Here is a 21140-nt window from a genome sequence, read left to right as displayed (position 1 = left end):
CCGGGAGGCGCACCGCGCGCGTCCCGCCACCGCCGCGGCGGTGGCGGGACGCCGCCGCGGCCGGGCGGCACGGAGGTCACCTCATGACGGAGGGGGACACTCCCTCCCGTCCGGATTCTCCGGAGGGCTCCTGGGTAGCCGGGGAAACGACAGCACATCGCCAACCGGAACGAGGAGCAGACGTGAGCGAGCCGGCGTCCATCGCCCTGCAGAAGGAGATCGCCCGGGAACTGGGCGTCTCCGAGACCTTCGAGGCCGAGCGGGAGATCGAGCGCCGGGTGGCCTTCCTCACCGAGCGGCTGACCTCCACCGGCCTGCGCGCCCTGGTGCTCGGCATCAGCGGTGGCATCGACTCCACCGCCGCGGGACGGCTGTGCCAGCTCGCCGTCGAACGGGCGCGGGCCGGCGGACACGAAGCACGGTTCTATGCGATGCGGCTGCCCTACGGGGTCCAGGCCGACGAGCACGACGCCCAGCTCGCGCTCTCCTTCATCCGGCCCGACCACGTGCTGACCGTGGACATCAAGCCCGCCGGTGACGCCGCGCTCGAGGCCGCGCTGGCCGCCGGGGTGAGCTTCCGCGACGCCCACCACCAGGATTTCGTGCACGGCAACATCAAGGCACGCCAGCGGATGATCGCCCAGTACGCGGTGGCCGGCGCGCACGAGGGGCTGGTCGTCGGCACGGACCAGGCCGCCGAGGCGGTCTCCGGGTTCTTCACCAAGTTCGGCGACGGGGCCGCCGACCTCGTCCCGCTGGCCGGCCTGACCAAACGCCGGGTGCGCGCCGTCGCGGACGCGCTGGGCGCCCCCGCCGAGCTGGTGTGGAAGGTCCCGACGGCCGATCTGGAGAGCCTCGACGAGGGCAAGGCCGACGAGGACGCGCTGGGGGTGTCCTACGACGTCATCGACGACTTCCTGGAGGGCAAGCCGGTGGACGAGCAGGCCTTCGAGACGATCGTCCGCCGCTACCGCCTCACCGACCACAAGCGCCGGCTGCCCGCCGCCCCCTGACCGGCCGGCCGGGGCGGGCGGCGCGGGTGGAGTGCGCCGCCCTCAGCTCAGGCCGAGGACGCTCATGGTGTGCTCGGCCATGCGCCGCTCCCCGAGGGCGTTGGGATGGACGGGCACGAGGCTGCCGCCGAAGAGGAGGGGCTCGATCCAGCGGGTGCCGCCGGGCTTGCACGCGTCATGGCCCTCGGAGATCCGGGAGAAGTCCACGAAGGTGGCGCCGGTCTCCTCGCTGGCGCGTTCGACGACCGCGTTCAGATGGGCCTGTATGCCACGCAGGTACGGCACGTCACCGGCGGCGACCGGGAGCTTCACGTAGCAGGAGGGGTCGGCCTCCGCCGGCGTGATCCACGGGTATCCCAGGACCGCCACGCGGGCGTGGGGCGCCTTGGCGCGAACGCTCTGCAGGGCGGCCCTCAGCGCGGGGTAGGTGCGCGCGTCGATCTGGTCGGTGAAGGAGGTGCCGTGCCGGTCCTTGCAGGGGCTGCCCTTGCCCCCGCTGAGGACGCCCGCGGTGCCGCAGGCCGTGATGGCGTTGATGAAGGTGCCGTTGTCGTTGCCGCCGATCGTCAGCGTCACCAGGTCGGTGCCCGCATCGAGCGCGTTCACCTGGGGTCCGACCCCGGGGTACTGGGCCGTGGTGAAGTCCTTCGTCTGGGCGGCGCCGCAGGTCACGTCCTTCAGGTGGACGCCGGTCCGGGCGGCGATCACATGGGGGTAGTTCGCGGTGGAGCGCAGGCACAGCAGATTGGTGGGATCCACGGGCAGCACGCCCGACCCGGCGCTGTAACTGTCACCGAGGGCGACGTAGTCCAGGGACGCGGAGGCGTGCGCGGCGCCGCCCGTGAGACCGAGGGCGAGTGCACTGACGAGCGCGGTTGACGTGGCCATGACATTCCGCAGGACGTGCTTCGGCATGTGATCCCTCTTCCCGGGGGCGGAGCGGCGGGGTGGCGGCCGGCGGAGCGGGCGCAGGGGGTGCCGGACCGCGTCCTTACCGAACGGTTCTACCGTCAAGTAATGTGCAGGGCCCCCGACGGGGAGTCAACATTGTTGACCGGACTTCTTGAAATGCTCACGAAAGGCTCCCCGCTCACCTCCGCGGGCGCGCGAACCCGCAGGTGCGAAGCGTCGGGGCCCCTATCCTGTCCCGCATGCTGCAGACCGGCTCCAGCGTCACGACCCGCGAGGCCATCCACTCGGCCGCTGCCCGGCTCTTCCGGAGCCAGGGCTTCTCCAGGACCACCGTCCGCCAGATCGCGGCGGCGGCCGACACGGACCCCGCGCTGGTGATCCGTCACTTCAAGAGCAAGGAGCTGCTGTTCCTGGAGACGATGCACCTGACGATCGACGACGAGCCGCTGCTCGACGTGCCCCTGGAGCACCTGGGGGAGCGACTCGCCGAACTCCTCGTCGAACTCGGCGGTTCCGCGCGGGGCGTCTTCCTGGCCCTGGTGCACGGCGGCGGCGAACCGCAGATCCACGCGCGTCTGCGCGAGACGCACGAACACCTCTTCGTCGCACCACTGCGCCGTCGTCTCCCCGGCCCCGACGCCGACGTCCGCGCGCGCATGGCGGCCGCCCTGGCGGGGGGACTGCTGTACGCCCTGTGGGTGGTCGGGGACGAGGGGCTGCTCCGCATGGACCGTGCCGAGCTGGCGGCACGGTACGGCGCACTGCTCCAAGGGGTGCTGCCCCCCGGAACCGCTGACGCCGCCGCGGCCTGTGCGGTCCCGTGAGCCGCGTGTCCGGACGCGAACGCGGGGAGCCGGGCGGAGACCTCCGGCTTCGCCGCACCGTCCGGCCCCCTTCACCGTCCGGACCGTCACGTCAGGGGTGGGCGGCGGCCGGTACGGCAGGGCCGGGCGGTCGGCAGCGGTGACACATCACCGCCGTGCCGGACGCCTTCCTGCGTCCTGCGCGGACCGAGCGGTATGCGCGCGCGACTCGTACGCGTTCCGTACGTGATGCGTACTCGATCCGTACGTTCCACGCTATGATCAAGGAACAGGAGGCCCTCCATGTCCGAGTTGTTCGACCGGGTCGACGCGCTCCTCGCGTCCCGCGCCCCTCTGCCGCCACCCGAAGAGCGCAGGCGTCTGCGCAAGGCCCACGGCCTGACGATCGACGAGATCGCCACCGCGCTGCAGGTGCGCCGGGCCACGGTCAGCGGCTGGGAATCCGGCAAGACCGAGCCCCGCCCGCCGGAGCGCGACGCGTACGCGCGTCTCCTGGACGGACTCTCCGAGCTGTACCCCGCCCCGGCCGACTCCGGCACCAGGGGTGAGGACGCAGTGACACCCGGGACGCCCACCGTTCCGGCGCCCCCGGAGCCGAAGCCCCGGACCCCGTCCACGGACCGCGGACCCGAGGCCGCGGCCGGGAGCGCCACCCCGTCCCGTCCGGTCGCCGCACCGCGCACCCCCGGGCCGTCGACGACGTCACGGCGCCCGGACCCGCGGACGGCGGCTCCGGCCGGCATCCCGGGGGGCGCCGCCGGTCCGCGGTTCGGGAACGGACCGCTCGCGGTCGTCGACGTCGACGCGAACGGGCGGGTGCTGGCGTACTGCACCGGCGGCCTGGTACTGGACGTGCCCGCCAAGTCCCTCCCGGCCCTGGTGGACTGGACGCTGAAGGAGGCCGGGCTCGGACAGCCTAAGCTGTCCGGGCCGGGCCGGGACGCCGATCCGCTGCTCGTGCTCACCGAGGCCGCGCTGGAGCGCTACGGCCTCCCCGTCGCCCTCACCGACGAGGAGCGGCTGGCCGGGCGGATCCCGGAGGGCCACAAGGTCGTCAGGCAGCTCGCGCGCGCGGAGTGGAAGCTGACGAAACGCGGCTTCGGGCCGTGGGCGCGGATCTACCGCCCCGCACGGGGCGCGGAACGCACCTGCGTGCAGCTGTGCGTCCCGTCCTGGCACGCCCTCGACTCCCGGCACTGGGGCGGGGCCGCGCAACTCCCGCCGGCGGACCTCGCCCGCGTCCTGGGCGTGTACGCCTCCCGGGTGATGACACCGCGCGGCTCCACCGCCGTCACCGGCCTGGAGCTGATGACCGCGCTGCACCCACCGACCCGCGCCTCCGCACCCGACGCGACGGGCAAGCGGCACTCCGAGCGCAACCCCGGCTCACTGGGCAAGGACCCGGTGGACTGCGCCCCGTGCGAGGCCCCCGACGGCCACCCCCTCCTGGCGGGCCTGCCACGCTTCCACGTCCGCGGTCCCGACGAGAAGCTGTTCGAGGAGGCGTACGACTGGGCGCGGCCGATGACGGATGCCGAGTGCACCCTGCGGCACCTGGTCGGCATCGACGTGAACATGGCCTTCGCCGCCGGCGCCAACGGCCTGGTCGTCGGCCTCGGCGCACCCACCCACGTCACCAACCCGGTGTTCGACCCGAAGCTGCCCGGCTCCTGGCTGGTCGACCTCTCCCACGTCGACCTGTCGAGGGTGAAGGTCGGCAAGGACAGGTGGGCGGAGCTGGACGCGGGCCTGCTGCCCAGCCCGTTCACACCGAAGGGGGACCGCCCCCGGGGTCCGGCCTGGTACGCCACGCCCACCGTCGCGTACGCGGTCGAGCTCGGCTACGAGGTGCAACCGCTCGAGGCGTACGTCCGGTATGACAACGGCCGCTACCTGGACGACTGGTACCAGCGGCTGCGCGACGCCTACCTGGCCACGATGGCCGACCTCGGCGTGCACGCCGACACGGCGCCGGCCGACTTCCTCGCGGCGATGGACGGCCACAGGGAGCGCGACCCGCAGCTGGCGATCGTCGCTTCGGCGATCAAGGCGACCGTGAAGGGCGGCCTGGGCAAGCTGCGCGAGCGTCCCCGCGGCGAGGGCTGGCGGCCCGGGCAGCCGTGGCGCGCCCTGTCCCGCCCGACGTGGCGGCCGGACATCCGCGCGGCCGTCATCTCCCGCACCCGCGTCAACCTCCACCGCAAGATCGTCAAACATGCGGCCTTCACCGGCCAGTACCCGGTCGCGATCCTGTCCGACTGCGTCGTCTACGCGGCAGACGGGCCCTCGCCGCTGGACTTCCTGCCCTACTCCGGCGGCAAGCCGCTGCCCGGCGGCTTCAAGCTCGGCGTCAACCCCGGTCTGGTCAAGCACGAGGGCACCCAGAGCGTCCTGTGGGGCGAGGAGGTCCGTGACCGGTTCGACGCCCCGGAGCTCAACCTCGCCCGCTACATCAAGGACGGCACCGTCACCGACATCGACAACGGCGAGTAGGAGAAGGCGACGATGACCCTGTTCGGGGACGGCCTGGACGCGGCGGTGCAGAAGGCGTTCACCCGCCCGGCGCCCAAGAGCGCACCCGCCCAGATGCGGTACCTGGTCAGACAGCTCAAGGGCACCCGCGCGGTCGCCCGGACGCTGCGCGTCTCCCAGCGCACCGTCGAACGGTACGTGAAGGGCCAGATCAGAAAGCCCCGCCCGGACCTCGCCGCCCGTCTGGAACGCGAGGTGAAGAAGCGCTGGCAGCCGCAGATCCGCGCCAGGGCCAGGGCGAGGGCGGCCACCACCGGCGGCATCGTCATCGACACCCGCGCCCGGATCGGCTACACCGCGCCGATCGGCTCGACGGACGAGGACCGGATCCGCCACCTGACCGTCGCCCTGCCGCCGCAGTACGCCGCCCGTCTCTTCGACGCCCAGCAGGCCGGCGCCGGCGACCAGCGGCTGCAGGAGATCGCCGCCGAAGCGCTCAGGGAGGTGTACTTCCAGGACAACGGCAGCCGCGCCGGCCAGCTGGAAGAGGTCCGCTTCACCGACGTCGAACACCTGGAGTTCGACCTGTGACCTCCGTGCCGGCCCGCCCGGGGTCCTCGTCCGTGTCCGGACCCGGGCCCGGAAACGCCGGGATCGGTGTTCGCGCGCGGGCGGCACGGCGGGGACCGTAGCGTGAGCCCATGCCCGAAGACGCGTACATACTCCACATCACCGAACGTTCCCTGTGGGACGCGGCCCGTGAACACGGCGCGTACCGGTTGTCGACGCGCGGTCGCACCCTCGCGCAGGAGGGCTTCGTCCACTGCGCGACGCGCGCCCAACTCCCCTCCGTGGCGGCCTTCCTGTACGGCTCCTACGACGGTCCCGACGAACTGGTGGTGCTCGTCGTGGACCCCGGGCGGCTGGACGTGCCGGTGAAGTACGAGGCTCCGGAGCCCGGCGCCGAGGAGTTCCCGCATGTGTACGGTCCGATTCCGGTGGATGCGGTGGTGAGGGTGGAGCCGTGGCGCTGACGGACCGCCGCCGCAGGTGGTGGCGGTGGGCGGTGGTGGCGTGGCTGATCCTCGGGACCGCCGCGGGCGGGCTGACCCTGTGGTTGCAGGACTCGACGGAGCCGCGGCGGTACGGCTGGGAGGAGGCCGGCCCCACGCCGTCGCCTCCCCGGGGCCGGGAGTCGGCGTGTGCGGGCACCACACCCGACCAGGACGGCGGAACGCTCTGCTTCGTCAGGAGCCGTTAGCCGGCCCGTCTCCGGATCCCGCCCACACGGCTCGGGCGGCGCCCGCAGGGTGAGTGCGGGCGCCGCCCGAAGTGACGTCGAGGGCGAGGAAAGCGAAAGAGCTTGTTTCAGGAAGGAATTGAGAAGGAAGCCCCTTCATGGCCTCGCCGCGGACAACGCTAGCACTCGGCCCGGGATCACGTCGCGCAGATTCTCGGGGGTGACGACCTGGGAGTCCGGGTGCAGCCCTTCGGGGCGTTCGAGACCGATGTACATCACGGGTTCGTCCGGGACCGGCCCGCCGTCCCACAGTTCCACGGCCGTGGTGTCGCCGGACATCAGGTCGGTCAGGTATCGCACCGTCAGGTACTCGCGCTCCACGACGGCGCGTACCACCTTGGACACCGACACCTGGTTCTCCTCGACCCGGTTGGCCGACGAGACGCCCTTCAGATACAGGTGCAGCCACGTGGCGCGCCACCGGCCGTCGTCCCCGCGCCGGAACACCAGCGGCAGCGCCACCCGGCCCGCCCCGCGGAGCTCCGACTTCATGCGCACCGTGCGCGGCTCGAACGGCCGGCCCCTCTGTTCACCGTCGCGCAGCATGAAACCGAAGAACGACTCCTCGACCTCCTCGAAGCCCTCGCCGGCGTAGATGTTGACCTGCGGGACGATGAACGCGCTGCGCACCCGGTCCAAGGACAGGTCGATGAACTCCGAGGCTCCGTCGGGCGCTTCGGTGACATCGCCCGAGTGCCTGCCCCCGACGGTCCTGAGGGAGGTGTAGGAGAGCCAGGAGTCGGTGCCGTAGTCGCTGCGGAGAAGCAGCGCCGAGAGGTCGTAGTCGGTCCGGCGCCCGGTCTCCTTCCAGTGGACGAAGAAGCGCAGCCGCTCGCCGTCGACCGCCGAGAGCGAACCTCGCGGCAGTACGCCGAGCCCGGCCGCGGTCGCCCTGCCACTGAGCGGGAGCGCCACGTCGAGGACGTCGGGGTCGAGCAGCAGCCGGCCCGGTGCCGGAAGCCTGCGGCGCGTCTCGGCGTCGAGGGCGGCGATCAGACGGTCGCGGTCGGCGGCGGGGACCGGCCGCCGGGCGTCGGGGGCTGCCCGGCCCCGGCCCCGGCGGTTGACGAAGATCCGGGGTTCGCCGGTCTCCCGCTCCCGGTTCTGGAAGTGCTCGCGGACCGAGAGCACGACCCGGCCGGAGACCTCGGGAGCGACCCGCACCGCGGCGTCCACCACCGCGTCCCGCTGCTCCTGGTCGGCGGCGGTGCGCAGCAGGCGGTCCAGGGCGCGGAACAGCTTGCCGGGCGCGGACGTCAACAGCCGTACCGCACCGAGGACGTCGGACTCGTCGAGCAACGCCTCGACACGGCTGTCGAAGGACCGTGCCTCCTTCTCGCCCCGCGCCACGGCGAACACATCGGCGGCGTGCGGCCAGCGCGGGTACTCGTGCGGGTGGAGACGCTCGCCGAGCCGCTTGAAGGGCTCGCGGTGCGCGTGCACATCGGCCGGTCCGGCGGGGTTCGCCGCGACCACGGCGTCGAGGCCCGCGAGCAGCGCGCGGCGGACCGGCCGCGAGAGCGTCCGGAACCGGGTCGGCTCCTGCAGCGTCACGTCGCCGCCCGACAGCGCGCAGGCCAGCCGCAGCACATCGGTGACGGTGTCCAGCAGGAGATCCGCGCCGACGGCGAGACGGGCCCTGTTGACGACAGCCCGGTTCTCCCGGACCGGCATCGACTCCGGCTGGGGGCCGGACGCGCAGTGCCCGGCGAGGATCTCGAGGTCGCGCAGGTGGTCCTCGCCCAGTGGCGTCGTGCTGCCCGCCAAGGCCAGGTACAGGTCCGTGAGTTCGTCGCCCAGGTCCCGCCCGAGGTGCAGGACGGTCACCCGGTCGCCCGCCGAGGCGATCAGCTCGTCCTGCGCCGCGAGCATCTCCTCGTAGGTGTGCTGGTAGCGGCCGTACCTGGGGAGACCGAGCAGGTCCAGCGCTCCGTGTGCGAGCCGCGTCAGCACGTCGTCCCGCGACGTGTCGTCGAGGAGCGCCTCCGTCACGCACCGCATCCAGAACTCCTCGGTGTCCGGCACGTTCTCCGGGAAGTCGATGAAGTACGCGTTGTGCCGGACGTGATCGCCCACCATCTCGCTCACGGCGTGCAGCGTCCGCCTGGCGGTGCGGACGACCGCGGCCTCGGACAGCCCGGACAGCCGCTCCAGCAGTTCCGCCGAGAGCTTGAAGCCCGCGGACGCCAAGGCCGCGTCGAATCGCCGTGCGGCGGTGGCTCCTTCGCCCGCGGAGCCCTGGGGGCGGGGGAGGCGGTGGGTGTGCCGGATGACCAGCGATTCGAGATGGTGCGTCATCCGGGGATGATCGCAGAGGCGTGCGAGCCGACGCACGGGAGTTTCCCGTCGCCCTCTTCTTCCGGTTCCCGCTTGTGATGCGCTCCCTGGACCTTGGGGCAGGAAGAGTGACGCAAGCCACAGCGCCACGCTGTCCGATCGGTCAGTTCTGACCGATCGGACAGTTACGGTTGAGGAATGGCACGCTCCGCCTCCGCCATGCGCGGTCAGATCCTGGAGTCGGCACTGCGACTGTTCGCCGTGCACGGCTTCCGCGGCACGTCGTTGCAGGACATCGCCTCCGACGCGGGCTGCTCGAAGGCGTCGCTCCTCTACCACTTCGCCGGCAAGGAGAAGATCCTCACCGAGCTGCTGTCCCCGGCCCGGGACGCCCTCGCCACGCTGCTCGACCGCGTGGCCGGACTGGAGGGCGGCCGGCTGGTGGAGGAGACCGTCGTCGGATACGTCGACCTGACGCTGCGGTTCCGCCGCGAGATCCGGCTCCTCTTCGAGGACATCGCCGAGATGTCCTGCCACCAGGACCTCGGCGTCATGGAGTTGGCGGACAGACTGCTGGACGCGCTGGCCGGCCGCTCCCGGAGGGCACCGGACCGGGTGGCGGCGTGGATGGTGCTGGGCGCCGTCTTCATCACGGGCGCCACCGACGACGAGGTGGCGCCGGACGAGGTGCTGCGCGCCGAAATGATCCGCAGTGCGCTGCGGACGCTTGACCACACCCCCAGTTGACCCCCTAACGGAAAGACCCCTCCTCCATGGCGACCTTGCTGTACCGGCTCGGGCGGTTCTCCTTCCGCAGAAGAGGCCGAATAGCCGCGGTCTGGCTGCTCCTGCTCATCCTGCTGGGTGTCGGAGCCGCCACCCTGATGGGCCCGACCAGTGACAAGTTCTCCATGCCGGGCACCGAGTCCCAGCGGGCGCTGGACGACCTCGACCGGCAGTTCCCACAGGCCGGCGGAGCCACCGGCACCATCGTCGTCGCCGCGCCCGAGGGCGGGAAGCTGGCCCCCGCCGCGGTGGCCCCCCTGGTGAAGGAAGCCTCGGGGATCGACGGCGTCACCGCCGCCATGGACCCGTTCCAGGTCGGCTCCGTCTCCGAGGACGGCCGCTACGCCCTGATCCAGGTGCAGTTCGACAAGACCGCCGACGAGGTCACCGACGAGCAGAAGTCGGCCTACGAGGCCGTCGGCGCCGACGCCGAGGGCCTGCGGGTCGAGCACGGCGGCGAGGTCATGGGCGGTGACGTGGAGGTCGGCTCCACCGAGGCGCTCGGCGTCCTGGTCGCCGCGGTGGTCCTGGTCGTCACCTTCGGCTCGCTGGTCGCCGCCGGCATGACCCTGCTGAACGCGCTGATCGGCGTCGCGGTCGGCATGGCCGGCCTCTTCTCCCTGACCGGTGTCATCGAACTGACCTCCACCGCCCCCATCCTGGCGCTGATGCTGGGCCTGGCCGTCGGCATCGACTACTCGCTCTTCATCACCTCCCGCTACCGCCAGTACCTCGCCGAGGGCCTCCGGCCCGAGGAGGCCGCCGGCCGCGCGACCGGCACCGCCGGCTCCGCCGTCGTCTTCGCCGGCGTCACCGTCGTCATCGCCCTGGCCGGCCTCTCCGTCGTCGGCATCCCCTTCCTGAGCGTGATGGGCCTGGCCGCGGCGGGCACCGTCGCCGTCGCCGTGCTGGTCGCCCTCACCCTGCTGCCGGCCTTCCTCTCCTTCGCCGGCAAGAAGATCCTGCCGCGCAAGCAGCGCCACCCGGAGGGGCACACCGCCGGGGAAGGCGCCGTCGCCGAAGGCTTCGGCTTCGCCTGGGGCCGGCTCGTCGCCAAGCTGCGCGTGCCGCTCCTGGTCGCCGGCATCCTCGGGCTGGGCGCGCTCACCCTCCCCGCCCAGGACATGCGCATAGCCCTGCCGGACGCGGGCACCGCAGCCGAGGGATCCCCGGCGCGCGAGGCGTACGACCTGACGTCCGAGGGCTTCGGCGAGGGCTTCAACGGCCGTCTCGTCGCCGTCGTCAACGGTGAGGACGCGCGGTCCACCGGGGCCGCCGCCGAGAAGGCCACCTCCCTCATCAAGGACACCGACGGCGTCCTGACCGTGGCCCCGCCGCAGCTGAACGAGAAGGGCACCACCGCCCTGCTGGCCATCATTCCCGAAGCCGGCCCGACCGCCGTCGCCACCGAGGACGCCGTCCACGACATCCGCGACCGGGTCGCGGACATCAAGGGCGCCGACATCGCCCTCACCGGCGCGACCGCCCTGGGCATCGACGTCTCGGAGAAGCTCGCCGACGCCCTGCCGGTGTATCTGCTCCTGGTGGTGGGCCTGTCCATCCTGCTGCTCATGCTGGTCTTCCGGTCGGTCCTGGTGCCGCTGAAGGCAGCCCTGGGCTTCCTGCTCACCGTGGGTGCGACCTTCGGCATCACCGTCGCCCTCTTCCAGGAGGGCCACCTCGCCGGCCTGGTGGGCGTCGACACCCCCGGCCCGCTGGTGAGCTTCCTGCCGATCCTGCTCATCGGCATCCTGTTCGGCCTCGCCATGGACTACGAGGTCTTCCTCGTCTCCCGCATGCGCGAGGACTTCGTCCACGGCGCCGACCCGCAGGCGGCCATGGTCAGCGGCATGGGCCACAACGCCCGTGTCGTCACGGCCGCCGCGCTCATCATGACCTCCGTGTTCGGGGGCTTCGTCCTGATGGACGACCCGATCATCAAATCCATCGGGTTCGCCCTCGCCGTCGGCGTGGTCATCGACGCCTTCGTCGTCCGCATGACCCTGGTCCCGGCGGTGATGTCGCTGCTCGGCCGTGCCGCCTGGTGGCTGCCCCGGCCCGTCGACAAGGCCCTGCCCGACCTCGACATCGAGGGCGAGAAGCTGAGCCGGCGACTGGACGCGGAGACGCGCGACGAAACGCCCGTCCCGGTCTGACCCGCGCCGGACCGCAGACCGGAGGACGGGGCCGCGCGGCGGCCCCGTCCTCTTCCGTTCCCCGCTCTCTTCCCCCTCACCGGACCGCACCGGGGAGCGCGCCGTCTCCGGGCCGTCGTCATCGCTCGTCCGCGTTCCTCCGGTTCGTGGCACCGACCTCGGTCGGCCTGTACGTGCCCTTCTCGCTCCAGGTCACGCTCGGCCAGGACCACCTGCCCTCACGGGTCGGCACCGCCGGCGGGATCACGCTCGGTCTCGCCGTCGGCGTCGGCGGCCTGACCGGCCCCGTCATCGGCGGCATCGCCGACGTGACGTCCCTGCGCACCGCCCTGACACCGTTGGTCCTCATGCCGTCGGTGTGCTGGCTGCTGTTCCGCGCGCTGCCCGAACCCCCCGCACCGCACCACGGAGCTCCTCCGGATGCGCGGGCGGACGACACGGACGCCCCGCCGTCCTCCGTCCGGCAGCCCGGCCCGCTGCGGGGCACCGGCACCGGCCGTCGATGAACCCCCGCTCCCCGAAGACCGCTCCGCGCAGGGCCACCCGGCCCCGCGCGGCGCTCGCGCACCGGGGCCGTCGTTCCCCGACGTGCCCGGGCCCGTCGCCGTCCGTCCCGCGGACGCGGCTGCGGGCCCGGAAAACCGTCGGCGGACCCGCGGCGACCACTGCTGCTCGGTCCGGCCGGGAGGTCGTCCGGCGCGGCGGAACGGCGGGAGCGGCGCCCGCCCCGCGGGGGAGCGGCCGTTAGCCTGTCGGTATGTCGGAGCGTGTCATCCCGGGCCGCGCGGGCGGCCTGATCACCCTGGAGGCCGCGGACGCCCTGTGGGCCGGTCTGACGGCCGACAGCGCCGTGCCGACGGCTTCCGCCGCGTTCACCCGCCCTCCGGCCCATGCCCGAGGAGGCTACGTCCTGCTCGGCGGCCGTGTGGTGACGACGGTGGAGGCGGGCGACGGCCGGTGGGGCGTCCCGGAGAGCGAGGTGCGCCGGGCGGCGGCGGAGCTGAACGCGGTGGAGCTGGACCGTCAGGACCTGGTCCGCATCGGTCCGTTCCGTGACGGGCCGACGCAGGAGCACCAGGAGGGAACGCCGCTGCGGTGGCGCCGGCGCATAGCCCGGGAACTGGGGGGAGGGGACGAGCCCGGGCGGGCGGCACGATGCGACGGCGACCGGCCGCACCATCTGGCGGGGATCGACTGGCGGCGGATGCTCGTGGAGAGGACCCGTGACCGGACGGCGCGGACGTGGTGGCTGCCGCGCGCCGCGGTCAGGCTGCTGGATGCGGCCGAGCACACCGAAATGCGGTGGCTGCGAGCCGCGCGGACGCGTCAGGCAGGCGCAACCGTCACCGAGTCGCCTTCCCGCCGCCGGCAGGACCGGCCCGCCGACGTCCGGCAGACGACGAGTCCCGACGGTCCGACCGCCCCCCTGCGCCCGTACCACGAGGAACTGAAGGGCCATCTGTACGCGGTCCTCAGCAGGAAACCCGGCACCTCCCGCAAGGTGGCCGGGTGGTGCTGCGCCGTCTGCCGCACCGCGCCCGCCGCCGTACTCGACCACTGCCACGAACACGGCTACGTCCGGGCCCCCGTCTGCCGTTCCTGCAACACGCAGGAGCGACCGGACCACCTCTACAGCAACGACATCCGCGTGTCCCAGCACTACACACGGCTCTTCCACACCCACGCCACCGACTGGCTCCGCCACTGGCACCGCTGTCCCGGCTGCCGCGCCCGTGCCGTGCTGCCGTTGCCCCACCTCGCCGCGTGGACCGCCCACACCGCCTGCCGGTCACTGCGCCCGACCCACCGCGACCCCCACGGTTCCCGCGGGCGCAGACCCTGCGGTGCGCTGCGCGTGTCCTGGACCGGCAGCCACCGCGCGCCTGCCTCCTGCCTGTTCACCGTCGCCGTCGACCTGTGTCCCTCCGGCGAGCACCGTGTGCTGGCGCAGATCCCCTACCGCGAAGCCGCCGAGCGTTTTCGCGCCTGGCTGGCCGAGACCGCCCCCGCCGTGGCGGCCGAGGCCGGACCCGACCGTCTGGACGGCCTCCCGGACCGGTTCCGGCCGGTCGTCGCGGACACCGACGGTGAGGGTCTGGCGCTTTTCTGAGCGGGCGACGAGGGACCCGACGCCGACGTCGACCGGTGCGGCTGCGCGGTGGCTCCGGCGGCCGCCGCGCGGGCTGCCGGAACACCCCGGTACCGCCCCACCGGGCGGGACCCCGGGGGCCGGGCCGTGTACAGCACCCTGCGGGCTACCCGTTCCGCTCCGCGACGAAGATGCAGAACGGGTGGCCCTCGGGGTCCCGGTAGACACGGAAGCGTTCCTCGTCGTCGGGGTCCGGCCGGTCACGGTTGCTGAGCAGGCTGCCGCCGAGGGCGAGCACGCGCTCGTGCTGGCTCCGCAGTTCCTCCAGTGAGGTGACGCTCAGGTCGAGGTGCATCTGCTGAGGGACCGGGCCGTCCGGCCAGTCCGGTTCACGCAGGCACGTCACCTGCTGGAAGGCGAGCTGCGGGCCGCCGTCGGGGCGGCGCAGTACGAGCCAGTCCCCGCCGTGCTCGTCCGGCTGCCCGGCCGGGGGCGGCTCGTCGCCCTCGGCGTAGTCGAGTCCCAGCAGGCGCCGGTAGAACTCGGCGAGGCTACGGGCGTCGGTGCTGTCGAGCACGGTCTGCACCAGCCGGATACGGCTTGCGTCATCGGCCATGGGACCCAGGTGCCCGGCACGGCTCCGCCCGAACGCGGCCCGCCCGGGGAAAACGACCCGGCATCCCCACCGACGGAGCCTCGGCGCGTGGCGTCCGGTCCGCAGGGCCCGGCGGTCCCCGGCGCCGCGCAGGAGGCCGGCTCGCCGGGCCCGACCACGTGCCGGGCGGTTCCGCCGCCCTCCGGCCGGGGGGATTCCCGCGCCGGTTCCGCAGGTACAGGTTCTCGGACGAGGGCGGCGCCGGCCGGGACGGGGGGAGCGCGGTGCCCTCGGCGGCGGCCTGGCACGAGACGTCGGCGGCCCGGTCCGCGGGGTGACCCGAGCGGTCCCGGACCACGGAGCCGACCGGCGTCCCCGAGGATCACGGAAGGGACGCCGGTTCCACGGTGCCGCCGGGTCCACGGTGCCGGCGGTGCGGGCTGCTGTGCGCGGCTGCGGATCCGGATGGCCGGCGCGGCCGGCGAGGACGCCGAGGACGGGAGTCGCCGGCACGCCTGAACCCACGGAGACGGAGAAGAGCAGGGGCCCACCGGTGCTGCCTTGACAGGAGAGGAGCGAGCGCCGGGCCTCGCTCACCATCACGCCCAGGGTGGTGGCGGCGACGGCGCCGAGCGAGGAGGCGGGGCAGGTGACGCGGTCGAGCAGGACGGGCAGCAGCCGCGGCCCCCACCAGACCAGGGCAGCAGTGCCACGTCGCCGAGCCGGTACAGCAGCCGGCGCCCCGGAGCGGAGCCGGTGGGCGGGGTCCGGGCGCCGAGCCGGACCCACTGCCGCAGCAGCTCACCGGGTTCGGACAGCCGCCCGCTGCCCGTGAACCCGGTCCGCACGCGCCCGGCGACCCGGCCGTCGGACAGGACGAGCGCCGCGTGGCGCACCCGCGTGACGGTCTCCCCCCCCGGGGCCGCGTGGTCGGCGCCGTGACCGGGTGCGCCCGCGGGGTCGGTGAGCCGGGCCGATGCGGCCGCGCGCCGCCGGCGAACTCCGGGAGGGTCTTCAGAACGGCCTCACCGGCCACTCCCCACGCCGCACCGGCACGGCCATGATGGGAGCGCTCCCGCACCACCGCACGTGCAGATCTCCCGACACCGGAAGGACCGCTCATGCGCACCGCTCCCCCTCTCTCCCGGCGGGCACTGCTCACGGCCGCCGCCGCGAGCGTCACTGCGGGTGTCACCGCCGCGGCCGCTCCCTCCCAGGCGCCCGCCGCCCACCGCTCCCCGCCGTCCGCCGCCTTCGCCGGGTTCCGGACGGTGGGCCGGGTCAAGGAGGCAGCCGACGGCTCGGTGCGGTACACCTGGCCCGGCATCGCCTTCGAAGGCCGGTTCCGCGGCACCGGCGTCGGAGTCGTGCTCGACGACTCCGTCAACGACTACGACGTCCGGATCGACGGGACGACCGTCGGCACACTGGTGACTCCCGGGCGCACCACGTCCTGGGTCGAGGGCCTCGCCGACACCGAGCACACCGTGCGGCTCGTCAAGCGGACGGAGAGCCCGTGGGCCGCCGGCCGCTTCGGCGGATTCGTCGCCGCCCGGGGAGGGAAGATCCTCGCCGCCCCCGCGGCGCGGAGCAGGCAGATCGAGTTCATCGGCGACTCCTTCACCGCCGGATACGGCAACGCGTCGGACACGCGCGACTGCTCCGCCAACGGGGGAGTCGACCGGAACAGCAACGCGGACCTCGCTTTCGGCGCCCTCACCGCCCGGAAGCTCGGCGCCGACCACCAGCAGAACGCGTTCTCCGGCCGCGGCATGGTCCGCAACTACAACGGCGGCGACCCCGGCACCGATTACCGCACCTACTACGACCGGGCCCTGCTGAACGTCGCCGGCGACGTCTGGCGGAAGCCGCGCGGCTGGCGGCCGCAGGTCGTCGTCATCGGCCTCGGCATCAACGACTTCTCGACCCCGCTCCGCCCGGGCGAGCCGTGGGCCACGCAGAGCGAACTGATCGCCGCCTACACGAGCGCCTACCACGGCTTCCTCGACAAGCTGCGGGCCCGCTACGGAAGCAGGACGTTCCTGGTGGTCAGCGCCACCCCGGTGTCCGGCACCGCCTTCGCCGAGACCACGCAGGGCATCGTCGAGGACCGCAACGCGCGGGGGGACGGCCGGGTCAGCCACTGGCACTACGACGATCCCGGCCTGGACCGGCTCGGCTGCGACTGGCACCCCTCGCTCCACGACCACCGGATCATCTCCGGTCTGCTCGACCGGCACCTCGCCACTCTGCCGCTGACCTGGTGACCGGGAGGACGGTCCGGGCCGGGCGGGGCCCGGACCGTCCACGTGCGCCGAGGCCGCGGGCGACACCCCGGACGCGGCTGCGCAAGGGCTGCGGCTCCCGTCCGGGAACGGGCGTCCATCCGGCCGGCCCCCGTCCGAGCAGGGGCGCGTCCCGGAGGGCCGGCGGCCCTCACGGTTCCCGGCCTCGGACCATGATCTTCCATCGCCTGCGGTCACCGGCTGTGATGCCGGCGCTGACCGTGGCGTTCCTGTCGTCCTCGGCGGCGTCGGCCGCGCCGCACTCCGCGGGCGCGCGGTGGGCCGTGCAGCGTGACGCCGACACGTCGCGCGATACCGGGGTCACCGCAGTGGCGGTCCGCGGAGGTTCCGGGAGGTCGGACTCCCCGGCGCGGACCGGCACCGACGGAGCGGGCCCCTTCGCCCGCCGGGGGCGGGATCCGCCGGTCCCGCCCCCGCGGCGACGTGCCGTATGCGCCCGGCTCCTCCCACCCCGGCCACCATTCCGGAATACCCCCACGGGGTATATAGTCCACATGTGTGAGGACCCGCTGGAGGGTCACACCGGACGAGAGCGGGGTGACGGTCATGGACCGCAGCGCACATCACTCCAGCACCGCACACGGCCACGCCGGCGTTCACGGTCGAAGCACGCACCACCACGGTCCCACCGTCGGCGCCTCATGGTCCACGGCGGCGAAAGCGACCCTGCACTGCCTGACCGGCTGCGCCGTCGGCGAGATCCTCGGCATGGTCATCGGCACCGCCCTGATGTGGGGCAACGTGCCCACGATGGTCCTGGCCATCGCCCTGGCCTTCGTGTTCGGCTACTCCTTCACCCTCTTCGCCGTCCGCCGCGCCGGTCTGGACTTCAAGGCCGCCCTCAAGGTCGCGCTGGCCGCCGACACCGTCTCCATCGCCGTGATGGAACTCGTCGACAACGGCATCATCGCCCTGGTTCCCGGAGCCATGGACGCCCACCTGTCCGACCGGCTGTTCTGGACCTCGATCCTGGGCGGCTTCGCGATCGCCTTCCTGATCACCACCCCGGTGAACAAGTGGATGATCGGCCGCGGCAAGGGCCACGCGGTCGTCCACGCCTACCACTGACCCGCAGCGGCGGGTCGGCCGCTGTCAGGCGTCGAACATGCCCAACGACACGTCCTCCACGCCCGTGATGCCCTGCGGGCCCCCGGACCAGTCCGACGGGTCGTAGTCGAAGCTCACGTAGGCGCCACCCGCGTGTCCGCAGGCCACGGGCGCGAAACTCCAGTCGTCTCCGGAGGCGGTCTTCCAGGTCATGTACCAGGCCACGCACACCCCGTCCACCCAGCCGCCCGGCTTCAGGTCCTCCACCCATCCGGTCACGTGCGCCCGGCCGTTCTCGATGCAGATGCTGATCTCGCCACGGCCGAAGTTCTTCGTTGCGCTGTCGGTGACGCAGGTGGGCGCGGCAGCCCCGACGGGCGTGGCAGAGGCCGTCGGCGCCACCGCGAGGCAGGCCGCCGCCGCCGAGAGTGCCGCCAACGCCTTCACACGATTCGATCGCTTCATGGTCGCTTTCCTTCCTGGCGATGCGGGACAGGAGCAAAGTCATGTGCACGCCAACGGTTTTCGGGAACGGTTCCGGATGAGCAGCGCTTGACGGCGCTGAAGGAGCGGACACCCTCAACGGACACGGTCCACGCCGTCCGACCGCCTTCGTGGTCACCGGCGTCAACCGGGCGGAGCCAGCGCAGCGTAACGCGCGGCCGGAATGCCGGCCAAAGGCTGTTCAACTGCCGCCCTTGGGTTCTGGCCACGGCTTTACAGCCGCACTGGCGGTGCCACCCGCTTCAGGCCGACCGGGAGGATCCGGCGGTACCGGCAACGGCGAGGACGCGAACTCGATCGACCCGTACGGACGATCGAGTCCACGGGACCACGCGCGCGCGGGAGCTGCCACCATGGGCGGCATGCGCACGGTGGGGGTCGATCTGTCAGCCGACCGTTCCAAGACGGCGATGTCGGTGGTGGAGTGGGCGGGCGGGACGGCCGCGGTCGGGCCACCTGCTCTCACGTGCACCGATGACCTGCTGATCAACGAACTCTCAGGGCTGCGTCCCGGCGACCGGGCCGGTGTCGACACGCCGTTCGGGTGGCCGGCCGCGTTCGTGCGCGCGGTCGGGGCGCACCTCGCCGGGAACCCGTGGCCGGGCCGCGGCCAGGACAGCGAGCGCTACCGCAAGGACCACCTGCGCTACCGCCTCACGGACCGGATCGTGCGCGACCGGATCCACCCGGTCGCGCCCCCGCTTCCGGCCCCCTTTGACCGGATCGGCGCCATGGTGGCGCGGTGGGCTCATCTGGAGGACGAGCTCAACCGTCGCGGCGTCCGCGTCGACCGGACGGGGCGTGGACCGATCGCCGAGGTGTACCCGAAGGCGTCCCGGCACCGCTGGGGGCTTCTCGACGGCCCCCGGCGGATGGACGCCCTGCTCGCCGCCGCGCCCTGGCTGCGGTGTGACGAGCCGACGGCGCACGCCTACGACGCGAGTGAGCACGCCTTCGACGCGCTGGTCTGCGCACTGACGGCACGTGCGGTGGCACGTGGTCTGACCACCCGCCCCGAGGCGACGGAACTCGACGACGCCCGCATCGAGGGCTGGATCCACCTGCCGGTGCCGGGGTCATGGGCGCTGTTGCCGCACCCCGAGGACGGGGCCGCGGCACGGTCCTCGACCTGCGCCGGCTGACCGGTCACGGCACGCTGCCGCGAAAGCCGGGCGGCCGGGGTCGCTTCGAGGGCCTCGGTGGGCTGACGGGACCGCGACGCCGTCGGGAGGGCGCCCGATCCGTGTCCGCCTCCGCGGGGGAGGCCCGGGGCAAGGCCCCTCATCCCCACGGGGTGCTCAGCTCCATGGAACGCAAAGCCGCCGCAAGGGCCGGACCGTCGCCGACATCGAGGGCCGTGTCCGTCAGCTTGATGACGTGTTCGTCGCCGTGTGCCAGGGCCCGCTCGAGAACTTCCTCGGGAGTGACGGTGCCGGGCGGGGTGTACGCGACCGGGGTGGCCGGCGCGTACATCGCGGTCACCGCCGCGGAGGCCGTCCAGGCCGCCTGCAGGCTCGACGGCCACAGGGCGGGTGGGAGCGCGGGCAGGGCGCGCAGCACGGCGTTGGGGGCCGTGGCCGCGTGGACCAGCATCGTTTCCTCGCCGTGGCCGTGGGTGGCGTACCGGTGTGTTGCCGCCCGCACCAGCTCGGCGAGGTGGCGGTACACGTCGCTCGGTTCCGTCACCGCGGACGCCCACACCGGCAGGGCCCTGACGCGGTCCAGCCGAGCGGGGAAGCCGCCCTCCTGCACGGCGATGGACGGCACCGTGTCGAGAGCGGCGGCCGCACTGCCGGCGCCGGGCAGCGGGGCGGGAGCTGCGACGGGGCGGTGGCGCGCGGCCCAGTAGCCGAGGCCGTGAGCGAGTTCGGCCAGACGAGGCTCGGTGATCTCGTCGGACAGGAGTGTGCGCACGGCGTGGCCCACCCGGATCACCGGATGCGTCGAGCCTCCGTACACGCCGGGGAGGAGACGGGGCCACCACCGCGTGAGCACCTCACGCCACGGACGCTCGGCGACCTCGCGCTCGAAGTAGCCGATCCAGTCGGCCACGCGACGCGGATCACCGAGCGCGGAGAGCCACCCGTCGTCCGTGACCGGCTCGACACGGGACGGGAACTCCTCGAGCTTGTGTGCGTACAGGTCGAGCCAGCGGTGCACCGCGTGCGCCTGTCCGCGAGCGGCGAGGGCCTCGACGGCCATCGGCGCGTGGTTGGTGAGCCGCCCGAGCCGCTCGGGTCCCGAGCCGTGCAGTCGCTCGAGAGCCTCGTCCAGAGTCCCTGTCGTATCCATGGCAGGAACAGTAGGCAGGACATCCCGGCGGCGTAACGGGCTGGAGGCGTAAGCCCCGCCCAGGACCTCCGACCCACCCCCGTGGATGCCCTCACGTACCGTCGGTGATCTTCTCGGCGATGCGGCCGAGCGCTGCGAGTTCCTCGGGGTCGAGCCGGTCGACGAGGTGCCGGCGCACGGAGGCGACATGGGTCGGGGCTGCTTCCCGGAGCGTGTCCCGCCCCGTCTCGGTGAGGACCAGGAGGCAGCCCCTTCCGTCGGTGGGGTCCGGTGCGCGCCGGATGAGACCACGCGCCTCCATGCGGGTGGCGTGGCGGGACAGGCGGCTGCGTGACCACCCCATCTTGGCGGCCTGCTCGCGCAGCGTGCTGGTTCCGTCGGCGCGTTCGGACAAGGTGCTGAGCACTTCGTAGTCCGGCTCGGACAGCCCGTGTGCGGCAAGGTCCTGCGCGGTGCGGGCCCGCACCGCGGTCACCATGCGGAGGTAGGCCCGCCAAGCGTGTTCCTCGTCGGGCGTGAGCCAGCGGACCGGGGAGTCCGTCCTGTTCGTTGACATGTAACCAATCT

19 protein-coding genes and 1 pseudogene are annotated in these 21140 nt (G+C 73.1%); 13 read left to right on the top strand and 7 right to left on the bottom strand.

Translation table 11 applies throughout. The annotated features are described in order from the left end of the window. The first annotated feature begins 182 nt into the window (after positions 1-182). On the top strand, positions 183-1013 hold the full coding sequence (gene nadE / locus ABTY20_RS22845) for an NAD(+) synthase (protein WP_351998868.1): 831 nt from the start codon (positions 183-185) through the stop codon (positions 1011-1013). Positions 1014-1055: 42 nt separating this feature from the next. On the opposite strand, the gene ABTY20_RS22840 is transcribed toward nadE, so the two are convergent. Next, entirely contained in the window at positions 1056-1928 is an 873-nt protein-coding gene (locus tag ABTY20_RS22840; protein ID WP_351998867.1) for an SGNH/GDSL hydrolase family protein, read from the bottom strand. Positions 1929-2164: 236 nt separating this feature from the next. Between ABTY20_RS22840 and ABTY20_RS22835 the strand changes: the two genes are divergently transcribed. The 5 genes from ABTY20_RS22835 to ABTY20_RS22815 all read left to right on the top strand — a co-directional run bounded on the left by ABTY20_RS22835 (position 2165) and on the right by ABTY20_RS22815 (position 6482). Continuing rightward, the gene (locus ABTY20_RS22835) at positions 2165-2749 is read left to right on the top strand and encodes a TetR/AcrR family transcriptional regulator (RefSeq protein ID WP_351998866.1); all 585 of its coding nucleotides are present in this window, start codon (positions 2165-2167) and stop codon (positions 2747-2749) included. Between the two features lie 282 nt (positions 2750-3031). Next, positions 3032-5242: a telomere-associated protein Tap gene (tap, locus tag ABTY20_RS22830; protein WP_351998865.1), complete on the top strand. Its 2211-nt coding sequence runs from the start codon at positions 3032-3034 to the stop codon at positions 5240-5242. Between the two features lie 12 nt (positions 5243-5254). Then, a complete protein-coding gene (gene tpg / locus ABTY20_RS22825) occupies positions 5255-5812 on the top strand; it encodes a telomere-protecting terminal protein Tpg (protein ID WP_351998864.1) in 558 nt (185 codons plus the stop codon). 110 nt (positions 5813-5922) lie between these two features. After that, the gene (locus ABTY20_RS22820; protein WP_351998863.1) at positions 5923-6255 is read left to right on the top strand and encodes a DUF952 domain-containing protein; all 333 of its coding nucleotides are present in this window, start codon (positions 5923-5925) and stop codon (positions 6253-6255) included. Continuing rightward, positions 6246-6482 carry a hypothetical protein gene (locus ABTY20_RS22815; protein ID WP_351998862.1) on the top strand — a complete coding sequence of 79 codons (237 nt, stop codon included), beginning with the start codon at positions 6246-6248 and terminating at the stop codon, positions 6480-6482. The genes ABTY20_RS22820 and ABTY20_RS22815 overlap by 10 nt, the downstream gene beginning before the upstream one ends. A gap of 135 nt (positions 6483-6617) precedes the next feature. Here ABTY20_RS22815 and ABTY20_RS22810 read toward each other — a convergent pair whose 3' ends face one another. Next, positions 6618-8819 carry a TerD family protein gene (locus ABTY20_RS22810; protein WP_351998861.1) on the bottom strand — a complete coding sequence of 734 codons (2202 nt, stop codon included), beginning with the start codon at positions 8817-8819 and terminating at the stop codon, positions 6618-6620. A 177-nt stretch (positions 8820-8996) separates the two neighbouring features. Here ABTY20_RS22810 and ABTY20_RS22805 point away from each other — a divergent pair, with 177 nt between their 5' ends. The 4 genes and pseudogenes from ABTY20_RS22805 to ABTY20_RS22790 all read left to right on the top strand — a co-directional run bounded on the left by ABTY20_RS22805 (position 8997) and on the right by ABTY20_RS22790 (position 13850). Beyond that, entirely contained in the window at positions 8997-9545 is a 549-nt protein-coding gene (locus ABTY20_RS22805) for a TetR/AcrR family transcriptional regulator (RefSeq protein WP_351998860.1), read from the top strand. 26 nt (positions 9546-9571) lie between these two features. After that, on the top strand, positions 9572-11740 hold the full coding sequence (locus tag ABTY20_RS22800; RefSeq protein WP_351998859.1) for an MMPL family transporter: 2169 nt from the start codon (positions 9572-9574) through the stop codon (positions 11738-11740). A gap of 143 nt (positions 11741-11883) precedes the next feature. Next, positions 11884-12246, top strand: a pseudogene (locus ABTY20_RS22795) (MFS transporter); the annotation flags it as partial. Positions 12247-12497: 251 nt separating this feature from the next. Next, a complete protein-coding gene (locus ABTY20_RS22790; protein ID WP_351998858.1) occupies positions 12498-13850 on the top strand; it encodes an endonuclease domain-containing protein in 1353 nt (450 codons plus the stop codon). A gap of 145 nt (positions 13851-13995) precedes the next feature. On the opposite strand, the gene ABTY20_RS22785 is transcribed toward ABTY20_RS22790, so the two are convergent. Further along, a complete protein-coding gene (locus tag ABTY20_RS22785; protein ID WP_351998857.1) occupies positions 13996-14445 on the bottom strand; it encodes a VOC family protein in 450 nt (149 codons plus the stop codon). Positions 14446-15023: 578 nt separating this feature from the next. Continuing rightward, positions 15024-15320 (bottom strand): hypothetical protein, encoded by a 297-nt coding sequence (locus ABTY20_RS22780; protein WP_351998856.1) that lies wholly within the window; start codon positions 15318-15320, stop codon positions 15024-15026. 225 nt (positions 15321-15545) lie between these two features. On the opposite strand from ABTY20_RS22780, the gene ABTY20_RS22775 reads away from it, so the two are divergent. After that, positions 15546-16691 carry an SGNH/GDSL hydrolase family protein gene (locus tag ABTY20_RS22775; RefSeq protein WP_351998855.1) on the top strand — a complete coding sequence of 382 codons (1146 nt, stop codon included), beginning with the start codon at positions 15546-15548 and terminating at the stop codon, positions 16689-16691. Between the two features lie 585 nt (positions 16692-17276). Further along, positions 17277-17798 (top strand): DUF4396 domain-containing protein, encoded by a 522-nt coding sequence (locus ABTY20_RS22770; RefSeq protein ID WP_351998870.1) that lies wholly within the window; start codon positions 17277-17279, stop codon positions 17796-17798. Positions 17799-17822: 24 nt separating this feature from the next. Here the strand turns inward: ABTY20_RS22770 and ABTY20_RS22765 are convergent, their stop codons facing one another. Beyond that, a complete protein-coding gene (locus ABTY20_RS22765; RefSeq protein WP_351998854.1) occupies positions 17823-18242 on the bottom strand; it encodes a hypothetical protein in 420 nt (139 codons plus the stop codon). A 401-nt stretch (positions 18243-18643) separates the two neighbouring features. On the opposite strand from ABTY20_RS22765, the gene ABTY20_RS22760 reads away from it, so the two are divergent. Further along, the gene (locus tag ABTY20_RS22760) at positions 18644-19423 is read left to right on the top strand and encodes a DUF429 domain-containing protein (protein WP_351998853.1); all 780 of its coding nucleotides are present in this window, start codon (positions 18644-18646) and stop codon (positions 19421-19423) included. Positions 19424-19562: 139 nt separating this feature from the next. Here the strand turns inward: ABTY20_RS22760 and ABTY20_RS22755 are convergent, their stop codons facing one another. After that, the gene (locus ABTY20_RS22755; RefSeq protein ID WP_351998852.1) at positions 19563-20573 is read right to left on the bottom strand and encodes a questin oxidase family protein; all 1011 of its coding nucleotides are present in this window, start codon (positions 20571-20573) and stop codon (positions 19563-19565) included. Between the two features lie 91 nt (positions 20574-20664). After that, entirely contained in the window at positions 20665-21129 is a 465-nt protein-coding gene (locus ABTY20_RS22750; RefSeq protein ID WP_351998851.1) for a MarR family winged helix-turn-helix transcriptional regulator, read from the bottom strand. Between the last annotated feature and the right edge of the window lie 11 nt (positions 21130-21140).

Source organism: Streptomyces sp. NPDC126497 (genome assembly GCF_040302425.1).
Taxonomy (GTDB): domain Bacteria; phylum Actinomycetota; class Actinomycetes; order Streptomycetales; family Streptomycetaceae; genus Streptomyces.
This window is presented reverse-complemented; position numbering and strand designations above follow the sequence as displayed.